The organism is Sphingobacterium multivorum (assembly GCF_900457465.1).
In the GTDB taxonomy this organism is placed as follows: domain Bacteria; phylum Bacteroidota; class Bacteroidia; order Sphingobacteriales; family Sphingobacteriaceae; genus Sphingobacterium; species Sphingobacterium multivorum.
In genome coordinates, this window is record NZ_UAUU01000011.1 from 1,790,020 (window position 1) to 1,815,841 (window position 25,822).

The window sequence follows — 25,822 nt, forward strand, 5'->3', positions numbered from 1 at the left end:
AATAACTATTTAAAAACAAATAATTAGAAGAGAGATGGCAACAAATACTTATGACGCAATTGTAATCGGTTCGGGGATAAGTGGTGGATGGGCTGCGAAAGAATTGACAGAGAAAGGGCTGAAAACAATTATGCTGGAGCGTGGTCGTAACATTGAACACATTAAGGATTACACTGCGCCAAATAAAAATCCATGGGAATGGCCTCATGCTGGCGGTCGTACACAAAAAATGATCGAAGAATATCCGGTTTTGCGTAGAGATTATCCGTTGAATGAGAAGAACCTGGATTTTTGGGTAAATGAAAAGGAGAGTCCATATACAGAGGTAAAACGTTTTGACTGGTACCGTGGGTATCATGTTGGTGGACGTTCTTTAATGTGGGGGAGACAATCTTATCGTTTGGGCGATTTGGATTTTGAAGCTAACTTAAAAGATGGCCACGGTGTGGATTGGCCGATTCGTTATAAGGATATTGCCCCTTGGTATAGTTATGCTGAAAAATTTGCGGGTATCTCCGGAAATAGAGATGGTGTACCATCTTTGCCAGATGGAGATTACATGCCAGCAATGGCGATGAACATTGTTGAAAAAGACCTGGCTGAGCGTTTGAAAAAGCAATATGGTGGTCAACGTCATTTCATCATGGGTAGAACAGCCAACATTACTGTTCCGCATCATGATCGTGTAAATTGTCAATATCAAAATCAATGTTGGTTGGGTTGTAATTTTGGTGCTTATTTCAGTACGCAATCGGCAACTCTTCCTGCAGCACGTAAAACAAACAATCTAACTTTACGTCCTTTTTCTATCGTAACAAAGATTATCTACGATAAAAACACGAAAAAGGCAAAAGGTGTTGAAATTGTTGATGCTGAAACAAACCAAACGTATGAGTTTTTCGCTAAAGTAATTTTTGTTTGTGCATCTGCATTGAACTCGACTTGGGTGTTAATGAACTCAGCTACAGATGTTTGGGAAGGCGGTCTGGGTAGCAGCAGCGGTGAATTGGGCCACAATTTGATGGATCACCATTTCCGTTGTGGTGCCGGAGGTAAAATAGATGGATATTTGGATAGCTATGTATATGGTCGTAGACCAACAGGCTTGTATGTGCCACGTTTTGTAAATGTAGAAGGTGATACCAAAAAACGTGACTATGTACGTGGATTTGGTTACCAGGGTGCTGCAGGTCGTGGACGTTGGTCTGGTGCTGTTGCCGAGATGGAAGTTGGTGGTGCATGGAAAGATGCGATCTGTGAGCCAGGTGACTGGACTGTTGGTTTTACTGCTTTCGGAGAAACCTTGCCATATCACGAAAATAAAATTACACTTGACAAGAGCAAAAAAGATAAATGGGGCTTACCTGTATTATCATTTGACGCTGAGATCAAGGATAATGAATTGAAGATGCGTGGCGACATGCAAAATGAAATGAAGGAAATGTTGGAAAGCATTGGCGTAAAAGATACCTATACGTACGATAACGTATATGGTTTGGGCCAAGGTATCCACGAAATGGGAACTGCCCGCATGGGACGTGATCCAAAAACTTCGGTATTAAATGGTAACAACCAAGTTTGGGATGCATTGAATGTTTTCGTAACGGACGGTGCTTGTATGACTTCTGCAGGTTGTGTCAACCCTTCATTGACGTATATGGCACTTACTGCTCGTGCGGTTGATTTCGCAGTGAGCGAATTGAAAAAAGGTAACATCTAATAGCTAAAGATTGATAACAATGGAAAATAACTCAAATAAGACGAGTAGAAGAGGTTTTATAAAGAGCGCGGCAACAGCTGCTGCGGCTTTTATGATCGTCCCTCGCCATGTATTGGGCGGAAATGGCTTTACAGCTCCAAGTGACAAATTACAAGTAGCAGGTATTGGTGTAGGGGGTAAAGGTTTTAGTGACATCAATGCATTCCATGATTCAGGAAAAGCAGATCTTGCTTTCTTGTGTGATGTGGACGACCGTCGTGCAGCTGGTGCGTTGAAACGTTACCCGAAAGCAAAGTATTACAAAGACTACCGTGAGATGTTGGATAAGGAGCACAAACGTATAGAAGCCGTTTCTGTATCAACTCCAGATCATCAACATGCGATTCAGGCACTTGCAGCTATGCAATTGGGTAAACACGTGTACGTTCAAAAACCGTTGACTCACGATGTATGGGAAGCGAGAGCATTGACGCATGCAGCTAAAAAATATAAAGTGGTTACCCAGATGGGAAATCAAGGTGCATCGAATGATGGACCACGTTTTGTGCGTGAATGGTACGAAGCAGGTCTGATCGGTGATGTACATACGGTGTATTGTTGGACAGATCGTCCGGTATGGCCTTCAGGTATTGCATGGCCTACAGGCAAGGCCGAAGTTCCAAAAGAATTAGATTGGGACCTTTGGTTAGGTACAGCGCCTTATAAAGAGTATGTGGATAAATTGGTGCCTTTCAACTGGCGCGGCTGGTGGGATTATGGTACCGGTGCATTGGGCGATATGGGCTGTCACTTGTTGGAAGTTCCTTTCAGTACCTTGGGATTGACCTACGTACAGGATGTACAGGCAACTGTAGGATCGGTGTATGTGGATGAATTCAAACGTGGATATTTCCCTGAAAGCTGCCCTCCATCGAGCCATGCGACATTAACATTCCCTAAAACACCACGTACCAATGGTCCGGTGACTTTACATTGGATGGATGGTGGTATTCAGCCTGCTCGCCCGGATGAATTAGGTCCAAACGAAATTTTTGGTGATGGTGGTAACGGTATCTTACTTGTAGGTACAAAAGGTAAAATCCTTGCGGATACCTACGGCCAGAATGCACGCTTGTTGCCGACTTCAAGAAAAGAGCAGGTGGCACAGAAATATGCCCGTGTACCAGGACAAGAAGGTGGACACTACGCACAATGGGTTGAAGCTTGTCAGGCTGGATACGGCAAGAAAGAAGTAAGTTCACCTTTTGAAATAGCAGGTCCGTTGACAGAAGCTTTATTAATGGCTAACCTGGCAATCAGAGGTGCTGATTTACGTATTGATGGTAAATACCCTGGACGTAACCTGAAATTGTTGTGGGATAACGATAACATGCGTGTCACCAACTTTGACAACGTCAATCAATATGTAAAACGTAATTACAGACAAGGTTGGGAAATGAAATATAATTTCTAAAATTAAGATATTTAGTAGTATGAATAGAAGAGAAGCATTACAACGAGTTGCCTTAATTTTAGGAGGTACCGTTATCGGCGCTAATTTATTTTTGGAAGGTTGTACACGCTCAGCAACCAAAGATGTGCAAGCATTATTTGAAGCGAAGACAACTGATTTATTAGGTGACTTGGCTGAAGCAATCTTACCAGCTACCGCAACTCCGGGTGCGAAAGAAGCAGGGGTAGGAAGTTTTATCCCAGTCATGGTTCGCGATTGTTATACGGAGAAGCAACAAAAGGCATTTTTAACTGGTTTTGCGAGCTTAGATGATAAGGCAAAAGAGGTGAAAGGAAAACCATTCCTGGAGCTTTCTGCGGAAGACAGAACGGCTGTTGCAGCTGCTTTGGATAAAGAAGCAAACGAGTTTAATAAAAAGCAAGCTGAAGATCAAAAGGATATTCTGGAGAAGAATAAAGAAAAACAAAATCAATTGTACAATTATGTTGAGAACGATCCACCACATTGGTTTACGATGTTCAAACAATTGACATTGACTGGTTTCTTTAACTCGGAGCTGGGTTGTACAAAAGCGTTGCGTTTTGTGAAGATTCCGGGAAAATTTGATGGTAACCTTCCTTACAAAAAAGGCGATAAGGCATTTGCATAAACGATGCACTATGTAAGATAAAAAGGGAGGCCCGTAGCCTCCCTTTTTTTGTCGTTTCGCGTTTTTATTTTGTTTCCCCTTTTTATTTTGTTTCTATGGCCAGCGCAAAATGAATGCGCTGCTGTTTGGTCACTGTCATAAAGTAACCCTGATCTGTCGCATCACCATTAATCTCTACGGTATCATTATAGCGTAATTCGCGCAGGTAATTCATCTCTAATGATTTGATTTGATTGGTCAATACAAGCTCAATGGGCAACCTGTCCATACACCAGTCCAGGTATTTTACATTGTTGGCGTGATTGACAATATCCAGATCCGAGAGCTTAACACAATATTCATCAAGATTTTTGACTGTTTGGGAAATATCCAATTTTGAAAATGGCCGTTGTGTTGCGGGACGTTCCGGATAGGTGGTAAAATTTTCGGTGGAAATCGCGAGTGTTTCAGAGCTCCGCTTCACGGTATTGATGACAGCCCAATAACTGGTTGCCGTAACATAGATCTGTCCATTGACGGTAATTTCGAAATTCCGTGTTGAGCGTGCGCCCTCTAATTCCTGTATCCAAGTTTTAACCTTGACGATGTCCATCCATTTGGGCAATCGTGCAATCTCTATACGTATGCGGCTAAGTACCCAAGTTTGGTTATGTTTGGCCATTTCTTTAAAACCGAATCCCACAGCATTGGCGTGTTCTCCCGCGGTAAGCTGCAGAATATTGGATAAATCGGAGAAACGAATACGGCCATTAGAATAGCATTGCGTGAAATAAATTTCCCACTCTTTTTCAAAAACAGATTTTTCCATTTACATATTTTTTTGATCAAAAATAGGTAATATGAATGATTTGGGCTATAAATTCAAAATGAAATGACACTATATTTAGATATCTCGTTATAAATGCCTGTTGGACCTGCCGGTGACCCTCAAAGGGGAGTAGTGTGTCCAAAGTACAATCGTTTTTTTATTGTAAAATAAATGATAGTTTTCAAGGATTTAATTGATTTTTATCATGGGAATCGGTAGATTTAAATAAGCCAATGGCAGAAAGAGATAAAATAAGATTGGCTTTAAAGCGTTATAAGAGTAGCATAGCGCAAAACAATAATTTACACATTAAATGCTAGTATTATGGTTGGAGAACTAATAGCTAAAGAGGAAATTCCTCAATTTAAATTTATCCCGGCGAGTGAAGATAAGACAGCGACTTTTATGGATAAATTGAAAGGGGCACTTCGGTTGGGAAATGAGTTTAAATCCAAAACTGAAATCGCCTTTGAGACTGATTCCGGACCAAAGCGTATCGAGACCACCGTATGGTCGTTAACCGATAGATATATTCAGATTAAAAGTGGCGTGTTAATACCACTGAAATCTATTATAGCAATAGACTATTAAATAGACAAACGAAAGGCTCCTCATTTAGTTAAGGAGCCTTTCGCTTTTTAAGAATAGATGCTGCTGAAAAGCGCTTCAAAATCCTGTCCCTTCATGAAGAGGACCTCATGCTGAAAGAAATTTCTAGTATGTTTCGCCTGTCAATTCTTTTAGCCTTATTTCGGATACCTTTGCATCATATTGTGCTGTATAGCTCCGAGTCATTACATTGATGTAGTTTAACTGCGCTGTTCTTACTTCCAAAGTTGTGATGGTACCGATACGGAATTTATCCATGGTGATGTTTAAATTTTCTTTTGCCAGCTCCTCGTTTTTCCGTTCTACATGAGCCAGTTCCATATTGGTGATGTAGGTTTGGAACAGCGTTCTGACCTGTGCCTGAATATCTTGTTTTTGTTGTTGTATCTGCAGCTCAGAACCTTTAATCTGAAATTTAGCGATCCGTTCGTTTCTATTTTGAAGAAATCCATTGAAAATATTAAGGGAAGCCGATATACCGTAGGTAAGACCTCTATTTTTATTTTCTGTCGAGAAACCGAGGGAGGAGTGGGATTCGTTCCAGTTGTAACCACTGTTTAATCCAATTTTGGGATAACGTTCGGCCTTAACTGCTTTTAAGTTGAGTTCGGCCACCCGATTGTTGATGATGGCGAGCTGGATTTGTGGATTTTGGCGATCGGCAATTTCGATCAGATTACCAAGTTTAAGATCCGTATCAAGTTTCATTTCATCTTCAACCTGAAAATCTAGGCTCAAGTCGCGTGTCATCAGCTGATTGAGGTAAGTCTTGGTATTTTTGAAGCTTTCCTGCTGTCTGAGTAAGTTTGTCTGATCGGTATTTAAATCGACTTTCGCATTCAGGAGATCCAGCTTGGAGCCTTTTCCGATCTCCAGGCGATTTTCGGCCAGCGTGACGCGGTATCTCGATAAGGTAATGGTGGTATCCAGTGCGTTTATCAGGCGCTTTTGCTGCACCAGATTGTAATAGGTTGCCATGACTTCGCTGAGCTGGGTGATCACTTGATATTTGATCTCCGCTTCCCCTTGGCGTTGTATTTCTTTGAAGCGATCGCGACGGGCAAACATACCCAATCCATCGAATATCGTCCAGTTTAGGTTGACTCCATAAGACATGTTGTCGTTTTTTGCATTGGAGATCTGCTGTATTTGACCATCTGCTCTGACCTGTCTGGAGTTCTGGATGGAGTTGCTTCTGTTGAACGTTCCAGTTACTGCTGGAAGCATACCGGCGCTTCCTAAACTGGTATTCTCCATATCAATGTTATTGTCATTTTTAGCCAGGAGAATATTGAAGTTATTGCTCAACGTGGTTTTCAGTGCATCTTCCAAAGTCAGTACTTCTTGCGCCCGAGCTTGAAACATGATGGAGTAAAGTAATACTAATAGGATGAAATTTCTCTTCATGTCTTTATTATTCGTAGCTTTTAATGTTATCAAATTCAGGTCTATGCTTTTTTTGTCTTGACCACATGTAATAGATCGCCGGGATAATGAATAAGGTTAGGATAAGGGAGAATATTGTACCGCCAACGATCACAACCCCCATACCAATTCTGCTGGTCGAAGCAGCTCCAAGTGACATGGCGATCGGTAATGCACCCAAGGCGATGGCTAAACTTGTCATTAGGATCGGTCTGAGGCGTGATTCGGCAGAGTGCATAATTGCCTCAAATTTTTCCATCCCTTCTTCACGCATTTGGTTGGCAAACTCAACAATCAGGATACCATTTTTGGTCACGAGACCGATAAGCATAATTGTTCCAATTTGACTGAATATATTCCAGGTTTGATCAAATAGCCATAGACTTATTAGTGCACCGGCAACGGCCATAGGCACCGTAAGGATAATGATAAATGGGTCGAGGAAGCTCTCAAATTGGGCTGCCAAGATTAGATATATAAGCAATAAAGCAAGACCAAAAGCAAATAAGGTATTGGAGCTACTTTCAACGAAGTCACGTGATTCACCACTAAGGTCAGTGGTGAAGCTCTGGTCGAGTACCTTTTCTTTTATGCGATCCATTGCTGCAATTCCGTCGCTCATGCTCATGCCTGGCGCCAAGCCAGCTGAAACTGTAGCCGACATGTACCGGTTATTGTGGTAGAGTTGTGGTGGGCTGCTTTCTTCCCTGACGCTTACGACGTTATCTAACTGGATAAGCTGACCGATGTTATTACGTACATAAATTGAAGCAAGGTCTGTCGGCGTAGCTCTACGGTCGTTTTCAACTTGGCCAATGACCTGATATTGTTTGCCATCACGCATAAAATAGGCGAAACGTTGACCGCTTAACAACAATTGGAGGGACTGTGAAACGTCAAGTACGGAAACACCCAGACTAAGTGCTTTCAGACGATCAATTTCGACATGCAGTTCGGGCTTGTTGAACTTCAGGTTGATATCCGTTGTCGAGAATGCTGGATCGCTGTTGACCTCATTCATAAATTCGGGAATCTTTTCCTGAAGTTTTTCAAAATTCTGTGCTTGGATAATGTACTGAACAGGTAATCCACCTCTTCGATTCATGGATATCGTTGGCGTTTGAGAAACATTTACGCGTACGGCATCGTATTGTTTTGTCCATTTAGTGAGCTCCTTGGCAATATCGTCCTGTGATTTTTTGCGCTCACCAGGATCAACCAAAGTCATCCGTATACGTCCGGAGTTGACTGAGCTCGCGCCGAAACCCGGAGAGGTAATGTTTAAACTGATTTTGTTTTCAGGAATGGAGTCGTAGACCAATTTGTCCAATTCCTGCATGTAGCGATCCATGTTATTCATAGGTGGCACCTTCAGGACCTGTTACATTGACGGAGATGTTACTTCTGTCATCATAAGGCGCTGTTTCCTTTTTAATGGAGGAGAAAAGGATACCAATAATGATAAACATAGGATCAGAATTGGAAAGGCTTATCCATTTGAATTTCATAAATTTTCCAGAGCCTTGGCATAACCTTTATTCATTTTGACAAACATGGGTTCTGTCCAATCGTAAAACTTCGTCTTTTTGTGGCCACCACCTTTGATCAGATAAGCGTTGAGCATCGGTGTAAGGGTGAGGGAAACAAATGCCGAAACCAATACGGCCGAGGCGATGACGACACCAAATTCCCGGAACAGCCTTCCCACAAAGCCCTGAAGAAATATAACCGGTAAAAATACCGCTGCAAGTGTAATTGAAATGGAAATAACAGCGAAGAATATTTCCTTAGACCCTTTTAGCGCGGCTTCAATTGGAGACATTCCTTCTTCAACTTTCTTGAAGATATTTTCGGTAACAACGATCCGTCGTCGACGACAAGCCCCGTCGCGAGTACAATAGCGAGTAGCGTCAGTACATTGATGGAAAAACCAAAAATATACATAATAAAGAATGTCGCAATCAAGGATACCGGAATATCCAATAACGGACGTAACGCTATGCCCCAGTCGCGAAAGAAAAAATAAATAATTAGAGTGACCAGTATGATCGAAATCAGGAGTGTCTCGGCGACTTCTTCAACTGATTTTTTGATGAATGTCGTATTATCAGAAGCGATGTTGAGTATAATATCCTGCGGCAGATCTTCTTTGATCTGATCGAGCATTTTATAAAAATTGTTGGCAATATCAAGGTAATTTGTCCCCGGTTGCGGAATAATGGCAATACCGACCAGCTGTTTACCATTACTCACCATTTTTGTTTCGAGATTCTCAGCGTCTATTTCGGCCCGACCAATATCGGTAAACTTGACGATACGGCTGCTGTCGGCTTTTAGAATGATGTTGTTGAATTGCTCGGGGTAGACAGATTGCCTATAGTTTTTACGGTGAGCTCGGTTGTGTTTCCGACAATTTTTCCCGAAGGTAATTCAACATTCTGATTATTTAATGCTGTACGAATATCTGAAGCCGTGATACCATAGGCAGCCATACGGTCGGGATTGAGCCATAGCCGCATGGCGTAACGTTTTTGGCCATAGATCTGTGTGCTGCTGACGCCGGGGATGGTTTGTAACCTTTCAGAAATCACATTTTCGGCGTAGTCGCTCAGCGACAGTTTGTCGCGTGTCTCACTTTGCAATGTCAACGTAATAATGGGATCGGAATCCGCATCGGCTTTGGATACCACCGGTGGAGCATCAATATCCTGTGGTAGGCTTCGGACGGCTTGGGATACTTTATCCCGGACATCATTTGCGGCTTCCTCCAGGTTCTTTTTTAAATCAAACTCGATGGTAATATTGCTGGATCCCTGGTTACTCGAAGAAGAGATGTTACGAATACCATCGATCGAGTTTATGGCCTTCTCTAGTGGCTCGGTAATCTGAGATTCAATGATATCAGGATTGGCACCGGCATAATTTGTTCTGACAGAAACAATGGCGGGGTCAATGGAGGGGTATTCGCGTACGCCCAGAAAACTAAAACCAATATAGCCAAACAAGATGATGGTAATATTGACGACAATAGTTAAAACAGGGCGTTTAATAAAAACTGCAGATAAATTCATGTACAACTAGTTAGCTAATGATACCTTAACTTTTGCTCCATCTTTTAAAGACAGAACGCCCGTGGTTAAAACGGTGTCGCCGGCACTGATGCCAGATAGAATAACGATGTCCTTGTCGGTACGTGCACCTGTTTCAACCTTCACTTCCTTGGCGAGGCCGTGCTGTAGTACAAAGACCTTCTTTCCGTCCTGTACGGGAACAATAGCTTCTGTAGGAATGGATATCGCATCGTTTTCCACTTCGATCGGCACAATAACGTTAACAAAGGATCCGACTTTCAATTTGCCCTGATCGTTCGTCGCTCTGGCGCGGACAGTGAGTGTTCTGGTGTTAAGTGATACTTGTGGTTCAATAGCGTAAATGTTTGCTGTAATGATCGTTGGGTCGTTGGCTACACTGAACTCAATGGGCATATTTATTTTAACTATATTGCTGTATTTTTCGGGCACTGCAAAAGTAACTTTGACAAGATTGTCCTTCACTAAATTTGTAATCAGGGTACTGGATGAGACAATGGCACCTACGGAAATGTTCCGAAGTCCAATCATGCCACTAAAAGGGGCGCGGATGGTTGTTTTGGATATTTGTGCCTGAATCAACTGGATCTGTGCTAAGGAGGTTTTTAAGGCTGCACTGGCAATATCAAACTCTTCCTGACTGATTGCTCCTTTTTGCAACAGCAGTTTGGCCCGACGTTCATTTTCGGCATTCAGCTGATTTGTTGTTTGCGCTTGTCTTAATTGTGCCTGCAGCTCAATATCATCGATCTTGATCAAGGGCTCGCCCTGTTTGATGCGCTGTCCTTCAGAGAAATAGATTTTGGTGATTCGACCACTTACTTCACTTCTGATTTCAACCTGCTCTTCTGCGTCAATGCTTCCCGAGAGATTAATGGATCTATCGGCGACGGAAGATTTGGCAATGATAGCCTGTGCGGGGACGGGCATATCTTTTTTTCCATTGGGCTTATCAGCTTCTTTTTTATCTTTTTTAGCAGTTATCAGAAAGTATCCACCTCCAAACACAGCACAGGCCAAAAGGAGGTAAATGATCGATTTTTTATTCATACGATATAGTCTCTTATGTACTTTTTACATTTAACAGGTAAATATAGGTTTATTATTATGCCGATATCAGTTGTCAAAAGGATTTTACAATACCACGAAAACTTTGCAAATGGACAGCGAAATGGACGAGCGCGAATGGTTGGAAATAAAAAAAGCTAGAAATAACTTTCTAGCTTCCTGTTTACTATTTCTTTGATTTTGCTTTTGGTTGGACTTCTTTTGGAGCCTCTTGTTTTACTTCCGCCTTGATTGCAGTTTTCGATACATGTGGTCTTCTTTTTCCAAAAGAACCATTCGATATTTTTCCTCTTCTGGTCTTGATGTCACCTTTTCCCATAGTGTGAAATATTTTGGTTTTAACAAATTTTATTAATTACCTAAATATACCACATTCTTTTTAGATATTCAATTTGTTCATTTTTAAATGATTGGAAAAATACGTTTTTGAACAGTTATGGTGAAATTTTGGTTAATGGTGTCGAAAAATAAATTATTGACCGGCTTGTTTTCGGCGACCAAATAGGGGATCTCTACTATTTTGTTCTTTAACTTGAGACGGTAGTAGCCGTATAATAAACCTTTGGTCGTTTGAATTGATTCGATTTTCTGAACGGCTTCTATGTCCTTAAACATGTTAAAAGCATAATTTTCTCCTTTGAGCTGTTCAATAAAAACTTCATTGGTTTTGGCATTGTACCAGATTTGCTGGCTTTTGAGCTTACTAAAGTGGTTGTTGAACAGAAAAAGATAACCCAGCAGGAAAAAGGCAATCGGAAGCAGGAACAGGACAATTTTTATCTTCATGAACAGCAAGACGGTGATCAAAATGAGGACAACCCCCATCATGGCGTTGGAAACGCTCTTCTTTAGATTTGCCTGGATGACCGGAGATGAAGCTTCAATCAACTGAAAACCTGATTTCAAATTTCTGGACATATCCTCGGTAAACCCAAATAGATTGAATTTTTTGCGTATCATCAGATAAGCAATAAGAATAATAAGTCCAATGATCAAAAACCGCATATTTTTCTAATATTGTTCGTCTTCGTTCGGATACTGTACCGCTTTTACTTCGGCCACATAATGAGCTACTGCAGTTGTGATCTGTTCGTGCAAATTAGCGAAATGACGCATAAATTTTGGTTTGAAATCAGCATTCATACCCAGCATATCGTTAACCACAAGGACTTGTCCATCGCAATCCGGTCCAGCTCCAATACCAACTGTCGGAATCACCAATTTTTCGGTAACTGTTTTAGCTAATTTTGCAGGTATCTTTTCCAAAACAATGGCAAAACAGCCCGCCTCCTGTAAAGCGAGGGCATCGTCTATTAATTTAGCGGCTTCTTGTTCTTCTTTCGCCCGCACACCAAAAATTTCCAAATTTATTGATGGATTGGGGAGTCAAGCCCAGGTGTCCACATACAGGGATGCCTCCGGCAATGATTTTTTTGATGTTTTCGATGATTTCAAGACCTCCTTCTAGTTTCAATGCGTGCGCTCCTGATTCTTTCATCATGCGTACAGCTGCATTGTAAGCCTCATTGGCGGAGCCCTGATAAGATCCAAATGGCAAATCTGCCAATACCATGGCACGTTCGGTACTCTAGCAACGGCAGCGGCATGGTAGATCATATTATCTAGGGTGATAGGCAAGGTAGTTTCGTAGCCAGCGAATACGTTAGCAGCAGAATCTCCAATTAAAATAACGTCAACACCGGCTTGATCGACCATTTTGGCCATGGAGTAATCATAGCTTGTAAGCATAGAAATCTTTTCCTGACGTTCTTTCATAGCTTGCAGCATTGCTGTGCTTACTCGTTTCATTTCTTTGTTTACAGACATCTTAACTTATATTGTGTGTTCAAAAGTAAGCTTTTTATCATACATTGACCAATATTCTGCCTTGTGTTTTGTATTTTTTGCAGAATGATACAAAATGAGACTCGTCTATTTAAATTCCCCAAATTTTCAGAATTAATCATCCATGAGGATGAAAATTTGATCGTTATCAATAAACCGCCGTTTGTCGCTTCGTTAGATGAAACGTGAGGGAGGGGAGGTCAATATTCTTCGTTTGGCGAAGAAATATCATCCTGATGCACAGGTGTGCCACCGCCTGGATAAAGAGACCTCGGGTATTTTACTAATTGCAAAAAATCCAGAAACATACCGTACAATCTCCATTGCATTTGAAAAAAGAAAAGTGAATAAGGTTTATCATGCGGTCATAGGAGGTACACATACTTTTCAGGACTTGCTTGTCGATTTACCCATCTTGAACCAGGGCAATAAAAACGTATCTATTGACCGTGCAAACGGTAAACCGGCCGAGACCATCTTCAATTCGATCAAATACTATAAGAATTATACTTTGGTGGAATGTAAACCTATTACAGGACGTATGCACCAAATCCGTATTCACCTCGCGACACAACATGCCGCTATCGTGGGGGATGATATGTATCGCGGTAAACCTGTGTATTTGTCCCAAATTAAGAAAAGGGGATATACATTGTCCAAAGATGAAGAGGAGCAGCCTATTATGAAACGTTTTGCGCTCCATTCAAAAACAGGTTGAATTTGAGTTGAATGGAGTTAAGATGGCTTTTGAGGCACCTTATCCAAAGGATTTTGCGACCTTATTGAAGCTGTTGGATAAGTTCGATGCTTAATACCGGGATTGCCTAATGAGTCCAAAGACAAGAAACATCATCGGAAACGTTGTATTTGTACTGCTCATCGTTTTTGATCTGGCCAACAAGTAGAAGTTATTTTCAGCAATTTTTAATGAAACTGGGTTTTTTCAACCCTAAACTGGAGCTTGTTTCAGCCACTAAAGAATCCGACAGGCGGGCTCCAGAGACTTCATTGAATCATGTCTCCTTTGTCAATTCGCGGGGAGAAACAATCGAGGTGGCGGATCTGAAGGGAAAAGTGGTCTTTATTAATTTTTGGGCAACCTGGTGTGCTCCCTGTCGTGCCGAAATGCCTTCGATCAATGTACTCTATGAGCGGTATAAAGATGACCCAAATATGGTGTTTTTAATTGTGGAGATTGAAGGCGACAGGGCTAAGGCTGAGGCTTTCATGAAAGAACAGCAGTTGACCCTGCCAATTAGTTTTCCAAATAGTGATATTCCAAAAGAATGGCTCTCGGGACCGATTCCATCAACGGTGATATTGGACAAAGCGGGTAAGATCGCGACACGGCATGAAGGTATGGCGGATTATTCAAGTCCGGATGTAGGCAAATTTATGCAAGATTTAATCAATAATAATTTTTAAGATCTCTAAATATAGTATGACAAGAGCAGAACTTATTCATCAAATAAAAGCGAAACGCTCATTTCTATGTGTCGGACTCGATACAGACCTCACCAAAATCCCGGAGCATCTTTTAGATGATGAGGATCCGATCTATAGCTTTAATAAGGCTATCATAGATGCAACAGCTGATTTATGTGTTGCCTATAAGCCTAATATTGCGTTTTATGAATGTTATGGCATTAAAGGCTGGCAGTCGCTTCAAAAAACCTGGGCTGCGTTGCCAAAGGATTGTTTCAGTATTGCTGACGCAAAAAGGGGCGATATCGGTAATACGTCGGGACGTTATGCGATGGCATTTTTTGATGAAAAGACGTCTGGACTTGGATTTGATAGTATTACTATCGCACCTTATATGGGGAAGGACTCGGTGACACCATTTTTGGATTTTAACGATAAATGGGCAATCGTACTTGCGTTGACATCGAATGAAGGTAGCCTGGACTTTCAAAATTTTGAAAACAAAGAAGGATTGCAATTGTTCGAACAGGTGATCGATAAAGTCAATACTTGGGGTACACCTGACAATTTGATGTATGTGGTCGGAGCAACACGTGGGGAGGGCTTTATTAAAATTAGAGAACATGCACCAGATCATTTTTTATTGGTTCCAGGAGTGGGGGCACAAGGCGGCTCGCTTGAAGATGTTTGTAAATTTGGTATGAACAAAGATTGCGGGCTTTTAGTAAACAGCACAAGGGGAATTATCTATGCCTCAAACGGACGTGATTTCGCTGAAAGGGCACGGGAGGAAGCGCTGATTCTACAGAAAGAAATGGAAGTAGAACTATTAAAAGCAGGCATTATTTCCTGATTTGACATTTAATAATTCATTCGTAATACTTACCTTTGCAGCATGCCAGAAAAAATTATAATTCTAGACTTCGGGTCTCAATACACACAGTTAATCGCTAGACGTGTCAGAGAACTAAATGTGTATTGTGAGATACACCCGTTCAATAAATTGCCAGATTTTGACGATACCGTAAAAGGTGTTATCTTTTCGGGAAGTCCTTATTCTGTTAGACAAGAAGATGCACCGCAAATTGATTTTGTTGCTATTCAGGATCGTTTCCCACTTTTAGGAGTTTGTTACGGAGCGCAATACATTGCTCAAAAATCAGGAGGTGAAGTGTTGCCATCTGAAATTCGTGAATATGGTCGTGCAAATCTGCAGTTTGTCAATAGCGAGAATGAATTATTGGCAGGAGTACCCATTCAATCGCAGGTATGGATGTCACATGGAGACACCATCAAAGAAGTTCCTGCAAATTTTGATATTATTGCAAGTACGGATAAAGTGCGCGTTGCAGCTTATCAAGTAAAAGGCACCCGTACCTATGGTATACAATTCCATCCGGAAGTAACACACAGTACAGATGGTGCTATCTTATTAAAAAACTTTGTTGTAAACATTTGTGGTTGTGCACAGGATTGGACACCAGACGCATTTGTTGAAACAACAGTATCCGCTTTGAAAGAACAATTGGGTGACGATCACGTTATCATGGCTTTGTCAGGGGGCGTAGATTCGACAGTAGCAGCGGTATTGTTGCACCAAGCAATTGGAAAAAATTTACATTGTATTTTCGTAGATCATGGTCTGCTTCGTAAAGATGAATACGAGCAGGTATTGGATTCTTACAAAAATATGGGGTTAAATATTAAAGGAATAAATGCCAAAGATTTATTTTATGGTAGATTAGCTGGGATCTCTGAACCAGAAGAGAAACGCAAAATCATTGGTAATTCATTTATTGATGTTTTTGATGAAGCTGCAAAAGAAATCCAAAAGGAATTACCTGAGGGAATTGAAGCGAAATGGTTGGGACAAGGCACAATTTACCCCGATATTATCGAGTCGGTTTCAGTGAAAGGACCTTCAGCAACAATCAAATCACACCATAACGTTGGTGGTTTACCTGATTTTATGAAATTGAAAGTCGTAGAACCACTTAAAACGTTGTTTAAAGATGAAGTAAGAAGAGTAGGAAAAGCTTTAGAAGTGGATCAGGCAATTTTAGGCAGACATCCCTTCCCTGGACCAGGTTTGGCAATTCGTATTTTAGGTGATATTACGCCTGAGCGTGTACGTATTGTACAAGAGGCTGATGCGATCTTTATCAATAACCTGAAGGAAGCTGGCTGGTACGATAAAGTATGGCAAGCTGGTACAATTTTCTTGCCAGTGCGTTCTGTAGGCGTGATGGGTGACGAGCGTACTTACGAGCATGTTGTTAGCTTACGTGCAGTTGGTTCTCTTGATGGAATGACTGCGGATTGGATACATTTACCATATGACCTGTTGGCAAAAATTTCAAATGAAATTATCAACCATGTGAAAGGAATAAACAGAGTTGTATATGATATCAGTTCAAAACCGCCCGCTACAATTGAGTGGGAATAAAATATGGGTTGCGGCACTTGTAGCATTATGCCTTGCAAGCTGTACAACCAAAAAAAGCACAGTATTGCGTTCGCCTTCCTCTGGTCAAGGCGAACAGCAAACTGCTGTGACTAAACCGGCCGTTGACAAAGAGACGACGATTGCCAAAGTGGGCGATGTGCAAAATGTCAATGGGCACGCCGTGAAGAATAATCGAATAGCACTACTATTGCCATTTGAGTTAAGTGGTATTGCCGGTACAATTACAAAAGAAGATGTGGAGCGTTCTTCCCTGGCACTTGATTTTTATCAGGGGTTTCAGTTGGGCCTTGACAAAATTGCCAAAGAGGGCGCTTTATTTGATTTACAAGTAATTGATTCTCGAGACAATGTTGCCTATAATGCGACCTTGGGGACAGCGGTCAATGTGAAGGATGCCGTACTTGTGGTGGGCCCGGTGTATCCACGTGAGATAAAAAGCTTTGGGCAAACATTTGCAAATAAGAATGTGCTGCAAGTTTCTCCCTTGGCGGCCACTATGGCTTCTGAATTTAGCTTACCTAATTTGGTTTCCATAACACCTTCTATTCGAACACATTCCGAGACATTGGCGAAATATGTTGCTGATCAATACTATACGGGTGATCAAATATTAGTATACGATGCCGGTGACGATGAAAGCAAACAGTTTCTAGTTAATTTTGTTAGCGAAATTTCAAAAGCCAATGCACAGGCAAAAGTGAAAACGGTTTATAATCTTGCTGAACTGGATAATAGTCTTGTCTTGACCGGTTCAAATCATATTGTAAGTGGTACAGCCAATAAGAATCTTGTTAAAGCTTTATTGGATAAGATGGACGAACGCTTTTTGAATCCAGGTAATCAATTTAAGTTGTATGGACATCCAAACATGGCTAAGCTTTCGTATGAGAATTTCGAAAATATGGATTTTTATGGACTTACTATTACTTCTTCCAACTTGGTGAATGAGAGTGATAGTGATACCCGTAAATTTATTGGAAATTATAAATCGGCTTATAAAGTGGACCCGTCTGAATTTTCTTATAAAGGTTATGACGCGGCGTTGTATTTCGGTCGATTGATCCACAAATATGGCGTAGATTATGTTAGCCGAATGACGCAGGATAAGTTTTCGGGATTGAATAGCGATTACAAATTTGAATTTTATCCAAAATGGGGCTATGCCAATAGAGCTTTGGGTATGATGGTTTATCACAACAAAAAATTTGAAAGAAAATAATCTTTGAATGGCGGAATTCAGTGAAAGACGTGTTCATCAGCAAATACGTAATTTTGAGCGGGCAATGGATGGTTTTGAAGCGGATCAACCCTTTTCGCGTTATTTGACTACTTTTTTTAAGCTGAATAAGCAAATGGGATCATCCGATCGCAAGGCTACTTCCCGTTTATGTTATAATTATTTTCGTCTGGGAACGGCAGCTTCGCAGCTGTCACAACAGCGTAGATTGGTGCTTGCGGAATTCCTGTGTGAACACGAAAGCCCCTTGGTGGCTCTTTTTGAGCCTTCGTACAGCGATAAGATCCATCTACCACTGAAGGACAAAATTGCATTTCTGGAATCAGAAGGCGTTTTTAACCTGAATGACCTCTTTCCATTTACGGATCATATTTCTGATGAGATCGACATGGTACAATTTTTAGAGAGCCAGTTGATACAGCCTTATTTATATATTCGGGTGAAACGCGGAAAGACAAAAGTCGTGTGTGCTATTTTGGATAACAATCAGATTCCTTATTCCATGATTGGCGATCAGACTATTGCCTTGAATAATGGAACATCCTTGCAGCGATTTGATACGCTGGATGGAATGATAGAAGTGCAGGATCTTTCTTCACAGCGCACGTTGGATTATATGGATCCAGCTGAAAAGGAATCCTGGTGGGATGCGTGCGCAGCTTCAGGTGGCAAATCTCTCTTATTGATGGACGCTTGTCCGACTGTCAATCTTTTGGTATCCGATGTTCGCATGAGTATTCTCCGAAATCTCGATGAACGTTTTGACCGTGCTGGAATCAAGCATTACCGAAAAAAAATACTTGATCTTACTAAGGATACCTTTGCGCTTCTTGGGAGCGAAAGATTTGATGGGGTGTTATTGGATGCGCCTTGTACAGGATCGGGGACTTGGGGGCGTACACCAGAAATGATTAGACAGTTTCGGGCTGCTAAGATTGGCGAATTCAATGCACTACAAAAAAATATTGCAAGTAATGTAGTAGGACATGTTAAAGTGGGCAAGCCTTTGATTTATATAACCTGCTCCATTTTTAAAGCGGAAAATGAAGATGTTGTCAATTACATTGTGGATAATTTTGGTTTTGAAATCGAACGCATGGACTATTTGAAAGGTTATGAAGAGAAAGCGGATAGTATGTTTGTGGCGCGATTGATTAAAAGGTAATTTTCAGAAGCAATAAAGCAAAAGGCTATTTTTTCATTGGAAAAAATAGCCTTTTATATGTAGAAATCATTTAGTATCAGTCACATTTACTGGGAATAACGAGCACAGGGCAAGTTGATTTGCGAATGACTGACTCGGATACGGAACCAGAAATGAAATGGTCAAAGCCAGTCCGTCCATTGGTCCCCATAATAATAAGATCGGCGGACCACTCGTGGGATGCCGCCAGAATTTCTTCTTTAATGGATCCGATTCGATTAAAAAGATAAACTTCGCCTGCACCTGTAAACTCGCGGCTTATTTTCTCAAGGTATTTTTGTGCATTATCCTGTTCCATTTCCGATACTTCCGGAACAATGATAGGTTGCTGACCTAATAGTGGATCCGCGCCAAAGTTGGCCGGAGAAGTAGGGGGAACAACAGTGACAAGCGCTATGGAGGCTCCAAATACTGCGGCCATTTCTTTGGCATATAGTATCGCCTTCTCTGAGCATGGTTCGTCGTCGACAGCGACGAGTATCCTTTTGAATTTTGAGTTTGTATTGTCCATTTCTACTATAATTAATTTATCTTCGTCATATAATATATAATCACATTTTTGACGATTTTGTTTTGTTTAGCACATGAAATATGGTATTTGTACACTAGCTCTCGTTCCGTTACGTTCAGAACAGGCACACCGCAGTGAAATGGTTTCTCAGGTATTGTTTGGGGAACTTTTTGAGATCCTTGATGAACAGGCCGATTGGACCTCAATACGTCTATTGGAAACGGACTATTTGGGTTGGATTCAAAACGGACAGTTTCAGGAACTAAACGACTTGGATAGGCAACATTATCTGAGTGGAAAACCTACTATCGTTGGACGGGAGGGTGGAGTTCTTTTTACCGATACAACACAATTTCAGCTCTGTCATGGTACCAAGCTTTATCTAAATACAGGGAATACCGTCAATTTATCGCCATTGACATTAACGTATCAAGGTAGTATCAATACCTTTACCAGAGAGCAATTTGAAACCGAGGTGGTGCGATTGGCCTTAAGTTATAATGACGTTCCTTATCTATGGGGTGGACGTTCACAATGGGGAATTGATTGCTCCGGTTTCTCCCAATTGATTTATCGTTGCTTTGACCTTTCCTTACCTCGCGATGCTTACCAGCAGGCGGAGATGGGGCAGACAGTGGATTTTGTTTCGGAAATACGGGTAGGGGATTTGGCTTTTTTCGATAACGCCGAAGGAAGGATTACCCATGTAGGGATTATGCTGGATCGCGATACGATTATCCACGCTTCAGCGAAAGTGCGTGTCGATCGGATGGATGCGGAGGGCATTTTTTAATACTGAACAGAACCGTTACACACACAAACTCCGGATTGTTAAACGGTATACATGATCGCGAAGGACATAAAAAAAGGCTATAAGTAATTATAGCCTTTCCTATTGTTAAATTCCGTACTGACTAGAAGTGGAATTGTACACCTAAAGTTGGCGCTAATGAATTTGCGTCTAAACCAAATGTATTTGTTGCTCTATCAGCTGTTTTGTTATTGTTATAATTATAGTATAAACCTCTAACTTTTAATTCGATACCGACTTTGCTTGTTGGGAAATATGCCAAACCTGGAGCCAATTCGACACCGTAGTTCTCAAATTTTGATTCTGCTTTTACGTTATTTGTTTCAACGGTAGTTTTTTCCCCAAGACATTGGTACGGATAGTTGTGCAAAAAATCTTAATGGACCATTAGCAGAGTATTTTCTAACGAATGGAGAAACTTGGAACGCGTCTCTTTTTGTGCTTAAGTCCATAACACTTTCATCTTTACTCCAGTTGTAACCGATACCTGTACCAATTGCCAAGTTGTCGCTTACAAAGTAACCAACTGTTGGGTTGATTGAGAATGAGTTATTTTTGAAGTCTGTGTCTTTAACTTTAGAAGTTTGGAAGCCAACCTGACCACCAACCATAATTTTTCCTTGTTCAGTTTGAGCTTGTGCTGCTATTGTTAAACCTGCAATGGCAGTCAATGTTAGTAAAACTTTTTTCATGTCTTTTTTATTTAAAATAGTTTGTTCTAATAAGCCAGTAAATACTTCCTGACTTTTTAAATTTGTTAGTCAAATATCGAAATCTTATTTTAATTTTTTGTCACTAGATTGTCTAGATGTTTTGCCATTATGGTAATTGATAGTGGTTCAGCGCGTTAAAATTTAGTGTATTTTTATTTTTATCGTTTCTATTTAACGATAATGATATTGGCCTGACTTTTTGTTTTTAATTGTCAATTTCAAGTAAGAAGATAAAAAAAAGCCATTTGTCAACAGCGGACAAATGGCTTTTTTTTGTATTTGAAAGACCGATTTTAATCGAAATATTCTTTGATTCGCTCGAAGAATGATTTTTCACTTTTACCTGGTTGAGGTTTAAAGTTTGGTGATTCTTTCAGTTTGTTCAATAATTCTTTTTCTTCGTTAGACACAGCTTTTGGTGTCCAGATATTAACGTATACAAGTTGGTCCCCTTTGTGATAAGAGTTGACTTCGGGAATACCTTTTCCTTTTAACCGTAAAATTTTACCGCCTTGTGTACCGGGCTCAATTTTGATCTTCGCTTTTCCATCTATTGTAGGAACTTCCACGCTAGTGCCTAAGGTAGCATCTACGAAATTAATGTATAGATCATAGATTACATTTAGTCCGTCGCGTTTTAGACTTTCGTGTGGTACTTCTTCGATCAGGATAATTAAATCTCCTGGGACGCCGCCACGCGGAGCAGCATTTCCTTTTCCACTCATGGAAAGTTGCATGCCTTCACTTACACCCGCAGGAATATTTATCGCAATTGTTTCCTCACCGCGTTCGAGTCCTTCACCTCTACAAGTTGTACATTTTGCTGTGATTTCAACACCTTCACCATTACACGTAGGGCAAGTGCTTGTTGTTTGCATTTGTCCTAAGATGGTATTTGTTACTCTTCGAACTGATCCTGATCCGCCACAGGTTTTACAGGTATGGAACGAAGATTTATCTTTAGCACCAGATCCGTCACAAGAATGACAGACCACTTGTTTGTTGACCTTTACCTTTTTCTCGACGCCTTTGGCAATTTCTTCGAGTGTTAATTTAACTTTTATGCGTAAATTGCTTCCACGAGCTACCCGACGGCCGCCACGCTGGCCACCGCCACCGCCAAAGAAACTTTCAAATGGATGTCCTCCACCAAAGATATCACCAAATTGGCTGAATATGTCTTCCATATTCATACCGCCGCCACCGCCAAAACCACCATTTGCAGAATTACCGGCATGGCCAAATTGGTCATAACGTTGACGTTTTTGTGGATTGCTCAAGATATCGTATGCCTCAGCAGCTTCCTTAAACTGTTCTTCAGCTTCATGATCACCAGGATTTTTATCCGGATGGTATTTTATCGCTAATTTGCGATATGCTGATTTAATCTCCTTCTCGTCCGCTGATCGCGAGACACCAAGTATATCGTAATAATCTCTTTTTGACATCGTCTTAATATTATTGACCTATAACTACCTTTGCGTGACGGATCACTTTGTCACCTAGGTAGTACCCCTTTTCGATCACGTCAACTACTTTATTCTTTAATTCTGCTGTGGGTGCAGGAATTGCTGTGATAGCCTCTTGTAATTCAGGATCGAAGGCTTGGCCTATGGTATCCATTTCCTTTAACCCCAATTGCGACAACGTTTGTCTGAATTTGTTGTTAACAATATCCATTCCTGTTTTTACAGATTCAACATCTGTCGCTGTTTCCATGGCTGTTAACGCTCTGTCAAAATCATCTAGTGTAGGTAATAGCTTACTGATGACATCTTTTCCTGCTGATTGAATCAATTCAACACGTTCTTTGCTTGTACGTTTTCTATAATTGTCAAATTCAGCAGAAAGACGAATGTATTTATCCTTTGCCTCTGCCAATTCTGCAGCCAATTTCTCTTCAGTAGACAGTTCTTCTGCTATATTATCAGCAGGCTGTTCCTGTTGTTCAGAAGAATTTGTTTCTACTGGATCTTGACCTTCATCGTAATAATTATCTTGCTCATTCATATCTTCAATGCTAAAATTAGATTCAAAAATTTACTCTATGCTTCGTTTGTCAAAGTTTTTGCCAAACAATAAAATTCCGACAGCTTGTCAGATTTTATTAAAAAAGCCTAACAATTTGTCGGAATCTTATTTTTATATGTCAGTTTTCTGTCTAGATACTGACATTGTCCTGTAATACCCCATCAGTAGTTTTGATGATGCGGGATGGCATATTACGGATAATGGTATAATCGTGTGTTGCCATTAAAATAGCCGTTCCGGAATTGGCAATGTCACGCAATAATAAGACGATTTCTTCTGATGTCGCAGGATCTAAGTTACCGGTCGGCTCATCTGCCAGAATAATTTCAGGATTATTTAGTAATGCGCGGGCAATTACAATGCGTTGTTGCTCACCACCAGAAAGCTCATGTGGCATTTTCTTAAGTTTGGAACGAAGCCCAACTTTTTCCAATACATCCAATATCCGGCTATCGATCATTTTCTTATCTTTCCAGCCTGTTGCTTTCAGTGCAAATTCGAGGTTTTTCTCGATGCTTCTATCGGATAAAAGATGGAAGTCCTGGAATACAATACCCAATTTTCTACGCAGGTAGGGAACATCATTTTCGTGCAGCTTTTTAAGATCAAAGCCCGCAATCATTCCCTCACCATTGCCGATGTATAAATCGCCGTAAATGATTTTTAGTAAACTACTTTTTCCACTGCCGGACTGGCCGATAAGATAAATAAACTCTCCTTTACCAATGTTTAAATTGACATTGGACAATACCAAATGTTTTTGTTGGAAGATATCAACGTTTTTTAATGTAATGACTTTATTTTCAATCATGGAAGCTAAAATTCTAATTTTTTAATTTGCCCAAAAGGCATTTCTTTAACCAGTTGCATGATATATTCTGCCTTTTCTCCTAATCCAATCTTATCAAGTGATTTATCTGGGCGGTCGACTCTAAAATATGCCAGCAAGGTGAAGGCATCATCTCTTAATTGAACATAATCAGGGATTTTGGCGACACCTTTTACTTTAATGATATACATAATTTCAAAGTTAGTATTTTTAATGCAATTTATTTACTATGAATTTAAAGGAAGCTTATTGGTTTGCGAATAAAAAATCCAATGTATTCACGCCGTCAGCAAAATCATCCAAAGCAGGGCATTGGCTCTCTCCAAAACGAAATACTGGCGAGGGCACATTTAAAGCTATTTCTGATACAACACATTGGATATTTTCTTGCGCTAATTGGAGTTTATTTTCAACTTCAGCCAGTGTTTCGTATGTTTCATAATAAACTACAGCAAGGGGAGAAGCTGTGCGCTCATCCTCCTTTAGCAATAAAAATCCATTATCAAAATGCTTGTCGCCGTTGATCAGATAGATGGATTTGTTGTAGTCGTAATTGTTATTATATTTAAAATGTTCCGTCACGTTGTTAAACGCAGCGATACCTTCGAAGAAGTGTGCTATTGGATAATCTTTTGGAATGAATAACTTTGATACAGAGCGACAGCCTAACCCAAAATAATCAAAGATGTCATGTCCCAGTGATTCAAGCTGGTCGGGAGATTCTTGTCCACCGATGATGGCAACACTATTTCTATTGCGACGAATAATATGTGGTTTGGTTCCAAAATAATAGTCAAAATAACGCGAGCTATTGTTGGAACCTGTTGCTATAACCAGATCGAAATCTTTTAGTTTGTCAACAATTTCAAAGGCATCGGTAAAGGACGGGTCAATTTGTTTAAGGAGGCGGAGCACATAACTTGTCAATCCTGCGTCGTCCGATGAGACTTTGATTTTGGCTCTAAAGCCACTGATCAGTACCGATAGCATATCATGGAAGCCAACCAAGGGGATATTGCCGGCCAGAATTAATCCTACAATTTTCGTTGAATTTAGATCTGGATAAGGAGCTAACCAGTGATTCAGCTTTTCTATTGTCAGATTGGCAGCAATGGCTTGAATGGCACGTTCAACATTTTGAGGCGTATACCAGGGGTTTTTATGTTGGGCGAATTGAATGATTTGAATCAAATCATCAGGTCGCTCTTGCAGCCGCTCGCCTAATTTTACAAATGCATTTATTCGTTGTTGCTTTGTCAAAATATTAAAATTTTAAAAGATGAATACACAAATTTGTATTATATTTGTGCTGTTAACATTAATCAACGTGAATCAACTAGCCTTATTGTTCAATCAGACTTTGTTTCATATTGATAATGCAAAAATAGTTTATTTATCATAATTGTGAGGTTATAAATGGCGATTAAAATTACAGACGAATGCATTAACTGTGGTGCTTGCGAACCGGAATGCCCAAATAATGCAATATACGATGCTGGTGTAACTTGGAAATTCTCAGATGGGACGGCTTTGGATGGGGTTATTGATTTTGGCGATGGTGTTACACTAGATGCCAACGAGTCTCAAGAAGCGATCTCTAATGAAGTCTATTATATTGTTTCAGATAAATGTACGGAATGTGTAGGTTTCCACGATGAGCCTCAATGTGCAGCGGTTTGCCCTGTAGATTGTTGTGTGGATGACGAAGATGTACGTGAATCGAACGATGAGCTATTAGCGAAAAAAGCTTGGTTACACGCGGAATAAATTTAGTGTTCCGTTAAAATATAAGGCAGGATAAGAAATTTTCCTGCCTTTTTTGTGCCTTTCTATTTTGGCGAAATCGATATTTTGTTGTGAATCTTGGCTATTTGGAATAATAATATTTGCAAAAGCATAGTATTTTTTTATTTTTGTTCTTTTGACCA

23 protein-coding genes and 3 pseudogenes are annotated in these 25,822 nt (G+C 40.5%); 12 read left to right on the forward strand and 14 right to left on the reverse strand.

Features of this window, described 5'->3' with window-relative positions; translation table 11 throughout:
- The first annotated feature begins 34 nt into the window (after positions 1–34).
- The 3 genes from DTA23_RS25215 to DTA23_RS25225 are packed head-to-tail and all read left to right on the forward strand — an operon-like array spanning position 35 to position 3,822.
- Positions 35–1,720 (forward strand): GMC oxidoreductase, encoded by a 1,686-nt coding sequence (locus tag DTA23_RS25215; RefSeq protein WP_070561136.1) that lies wholly within the window; start codon positions 35–37, stop codon positions 1,718–1,720.
- Positions 1,721–1,739: 19 nt separating this feature from the next.
- On the forward strand, positions 1,740–3,173 hold the full coding sequence (locus tag DTA23_RS25220; RefSeq protein ID WP_070561135.1) for a Gfo/Idh/MocA family protein: 1,434 nt from the start codon (positions 1,740–1,742) through the stop codon (positions 3,171–3,173).
- Positions 3,174–3,192: 19 nt separating this feature from the next.
- Positions 3,193–3,822, forward strand: coding sequence for a gluconate 2-dehydrogenase subunit 3 family protein (locus tag DTA23_RS25225; protein WP_070561134.1), 630 nt, complete (start codon positions 3,193–3,195; stop codon positions 3,820–3,822).
- 82 nt (positions 3,823–3,904) lie between these two features.
- Here the strand turns inward: DTA23_RS25225 and DTA23_RS25230 are convergent, their stop codons facing one another.
- Complete coding sequence (locus DTA23_RS25230) at positions 3,905–4,630, reverse strand: acyl-[acyl-carrier-protein] thioesterase (RefSeq protein WP_112376354.1); 726 nt, start codon at positions 4,628–4,630, stop codon at positions 3,905–3,907.
- 324 nt (positions 4,631–4,954) lie between these two features.
- Here DTA23_RS25230 and DTA23_RS25235 point away from each other — a divergent pair, with 324 nt between their 5' ends.
- A complete protein-coding gene (locus DTA23_RS25235) occupies positions 4,955–5,221 on the forward strand; it encodes a hypothetical protein (RefSeq protein WP_172462508.1) in 267 nt (88 codons plus the stop codon).
- Between the two features lie 123 nt (positions 5,222–5,344).
- On the opposite strand, the gene DTA23_RS25240 is transcribed toward DTA23_RS25235, so the two are convergent.
- The 6 genes and pseudogenes from DTA23_RS25240 to panB form a co-directional block, all read right to left on the reverse strand.
- Entirely contained in the window at positions 5,345–6,646 is a 1,302-nt protein-coding gene (locus DTA23_RS25240) for a TolC family protein (RefSeq protein WP_070561132.1), read from the reverse strand.
- 7 nt (positions 6,647–6,653) lie between these two features.
- Positions 6,654–9,735, reverse strand: a pseudogene (locus DTA23_RS30770) (efflux RND transporter permease subunit).
- Between the two features lie 6 nt (positions 9,736–9,741).
- On the reverse strand, positions 9,742–10,803 hold the full coding sequence (locus DTA23_RS25250) for an efflux RND transporter periplasmic adaptor subunit (RefSeq protein ID WP_070561130.1): 1,062 nt from the start codon (positions 10,801–10,803) through the stop codon (positions 9,742–9,744).
- A gap of 184 nt (positions 10,804–10,987) precedes the next feature.
- Positions 10,988–11,140: a 30S ribosomal protein THX gene (locus DTA23_RS25255; protein ID WP_070561129.1), complete on the reverse strand. Its 153-nt coding sequence runs from the start codon at positions 11,138–11,140 to the stop codon at positions 10,988–10,990.
- Between the two features lie 83 nt (positions 11,141–11,223).
- Positions 11,224–11,817 (reverse strand): hypothetical protein, encoded by a 594-nt coding sequence (locus DTA23_RS25260; RefSeq protein ID WP_172462509.1) that lies wholly within the window; start codon positions 11,815–11,817, stop codon positions 11,224–11,226.
- Between the two features lie 15 nt (positions 11,818–11,832).
- Positions 11,833–12,648, reverse strand: a pseudogene (gene panB / locus DTA23_RS25265) (3-methyl-2-oxobutanoate hydroxymethyltransferase).
- A gap of 84 nt (positions 12,649–12,732) precedes the next feature.
- Between panB and DTA23_RS25270 the strand changes: the two are divergent.
- The 6 genes and pseudogenes from DTA23_RS25270 (at position 12,733) to DTA23_RS25295 (ending at position 18,960) form a co-directional block, all read left to right on the forward strand.
- Positions 12,733–13,478, forward strand: a pseudogene (locus DTA23_RS25270) (RluA family pseudouridine synthase).
- A 115-nt stretch (positions 13,479–13,593) separates the two neighbouring features.
- Positions 13,594–14,091, forward strand: coding sequence for a TlpA family protein disulfide reductase (locus tag DTA23_RS25275; protein WP_256604675.1), 498 nt, complete (start codon positions 13,594–13,596; stop codon positions 14,089–14,091).
- Between the two features lie 16 nt (positions 14,092–14,107).
- Positions 14,108–14,944, forward strand: a complete 837-nt coding sequence (gene pyrF, locus DTA23_RS25280) for an orotidine-5'-phosphate decarboxylase (protein WP_112376356.1) — start codon at positions 14,108–14,110, stop codon at positions 14,942–14,944.
- A gap of 42 nt (positions 14,945–14,986) precedes the next feature.
- Positions 14,987–16,537 carry a glutamine-hydrolyzing GMP synthase gene (gene guaA / locus DTA23_RS25285; protein WP_046672899.1) on the forward strand — a complete coding sequence of 517 codons (1,551 nt, stop codon included), beginning with the start codon at positions 14,987–14,989 and terminating at the stop codon, positions 16,535–16,537.
- The gene (locus tag DTA23_RS25290; RefSeq protein ID WP_083295756.1) at positions 16,494–17,777 is read left to right on the forward strand and encodes an ABC transporter substrate-binding protein; all 1,284 of its coding nucleotides are present in this window, start codon (positions 16,494–16,496) and stop codon (positions 17,775–17,777) included. Before guaA ends, DTA23_RS25290 begins: the two co-directional genes overlap by 44 nt.
- 7 nt (positions 17,778–17,784) lie before the next feature.
- Positions 17,785–18,960 carry an RsmB/NOP family class I SAM-dependent RNA methyltransferase gene (locus DTA23_RS25295; RefSeq protein ID WP_070561123.1) on the forward strand — a complete coding sequence of 392 codons (1,176 nt, stop codon included), beginning with the start codon at positions 17,785–17,787 and terminating at the stop codon, positions 18,958–18,960.
- Positions 18,961–19,036: 76 nt separating this feature from the next.
- Here the strand turns inward: DTA23_RS25295 and DTA23_RS25300 are convergent, their stop codons facing one another.
- Positions 19,037–19,510 (reverse strand): universal stress protein, encoded by a 474-nt coding sequence (locus DTA23_RS25300; protein ID WP_046672897.1) that lies wholly within the window; start codon positions 19,508–19,510, stop codon positions 19,037–19,039.
- A 73-nt stretch (positions 19,511–19,583) separates the two neighbouring features.
- Between DTA23_RS25300 and DTA23_RS25305 the strand changes: the two genes are divergently transcribed.
- Entirely contained in the window at positions 19,584–20,303 is a 720-nt protein-coding gene (locus DTA23_RS25305) for a C40 family peptidase (protein WP_256604676.1), read from the forward strand.
- A gap of 341 nt (positions 20,304–20,644) precedes the next feature.
- On the opposite strand, the gene DTA23_RS29980 is transcribed toward DTA23_RS25305, so the two are convergent.
- From DTA23_RS29980 to DTA23_RS25335, 6 genes are all read right to left on the reverse strand, one after another.
- The gene (locus tag DTA23_RS29980) at positions 20,645–21,013 is read right to left on the reverse strand and encodes an outer membrane beta-barrel protein (RefSeq protein WP_256604677.1); all 369 of its coding nucleotides are present in this window, start codon (positions 21,011–21,013) and stop codon (positions 20,645–20,647) included.
- 314 nt (positions 21,014–21,327) lie between these two features.
- Positions 21,328–22,482: a molecular chaperone DnaJ gene (gene dnaJ, locus DTA23_RS25315; RefSeq protein ID WP_112376357.1), complete on the reverse strand. Its 1,155-nt coding sequence runs from the start codon at positions 22,480–22,482 to the stop codon at positions 21,328–21,330.
- A gap of 10 nt (positions 22,483–22,492) precedes the next feature.
- A complete protein-coding gene (locus DTA23_RS25320) occupies positions 22,493–23,044 on the reverse strand; it encodes a nucleotide exchange factor GrpE (protein ID WP_112376358.1) in 552 nt (183 codons plus the stop codon).
- Between the two features lie 151 nt (positions 23,045–23,195).
- Positions 23,196–23,876 carry a cell division ATP-binding protein FtsE gene (locus DTA23_RS25325; RefSeq protein WP_070561120.1) on the reverse strand — a complete coding sequence of 227 codons (681 nt, stop codon included), beginning with the start codon at positions 23,874–23,876 and terminating at the stop codon, positions 23,196–23,198.
- 5 nt (positions 23,877–23,881) lie between these two features.
- Positions 23,882–24,085, reverse strand: a complete 204-nt coding sequence (locus tag DTA23_RS25330) for a fructose-6-phosphate aldolase (protein WP_070561119.1) — start codon at positions 24,083–24,085, stop codon at positions 23,882–23,884.
- Between the two features lie 55 nt (positions 24,086–24,140).
- On the reverse strand, positions 24,141–25,154 hold the full coding sequence (locus DTA23_RS25335; protein ID WP_112376359.1) for an acyl-CoA reductase: 1,014 nt from the start codon (positions 25,152–25,154) through the stop codon (positions 24,141–24,143).
- Positions 25,155–25,310: 156 nt separating this feature from the next.
- On the opposite strand from DTA23_RS25335, the gene DTA23_RS25340 reads away from it, so the two are divergent.
- Positions 25,311–25,661: a 4Fe-4S dicluster domain-containing protein gene (locus DTA23_RS25340; protein ID WP_046672889.1), complete on the forward strand. Its 351-nt coding sequence runs from the start codon at positions 25,311–25,313 to the stop codon at positions 25,659–25,661.
- Positions 25,662–25,822: the final 161 nt, after the last annotated feature.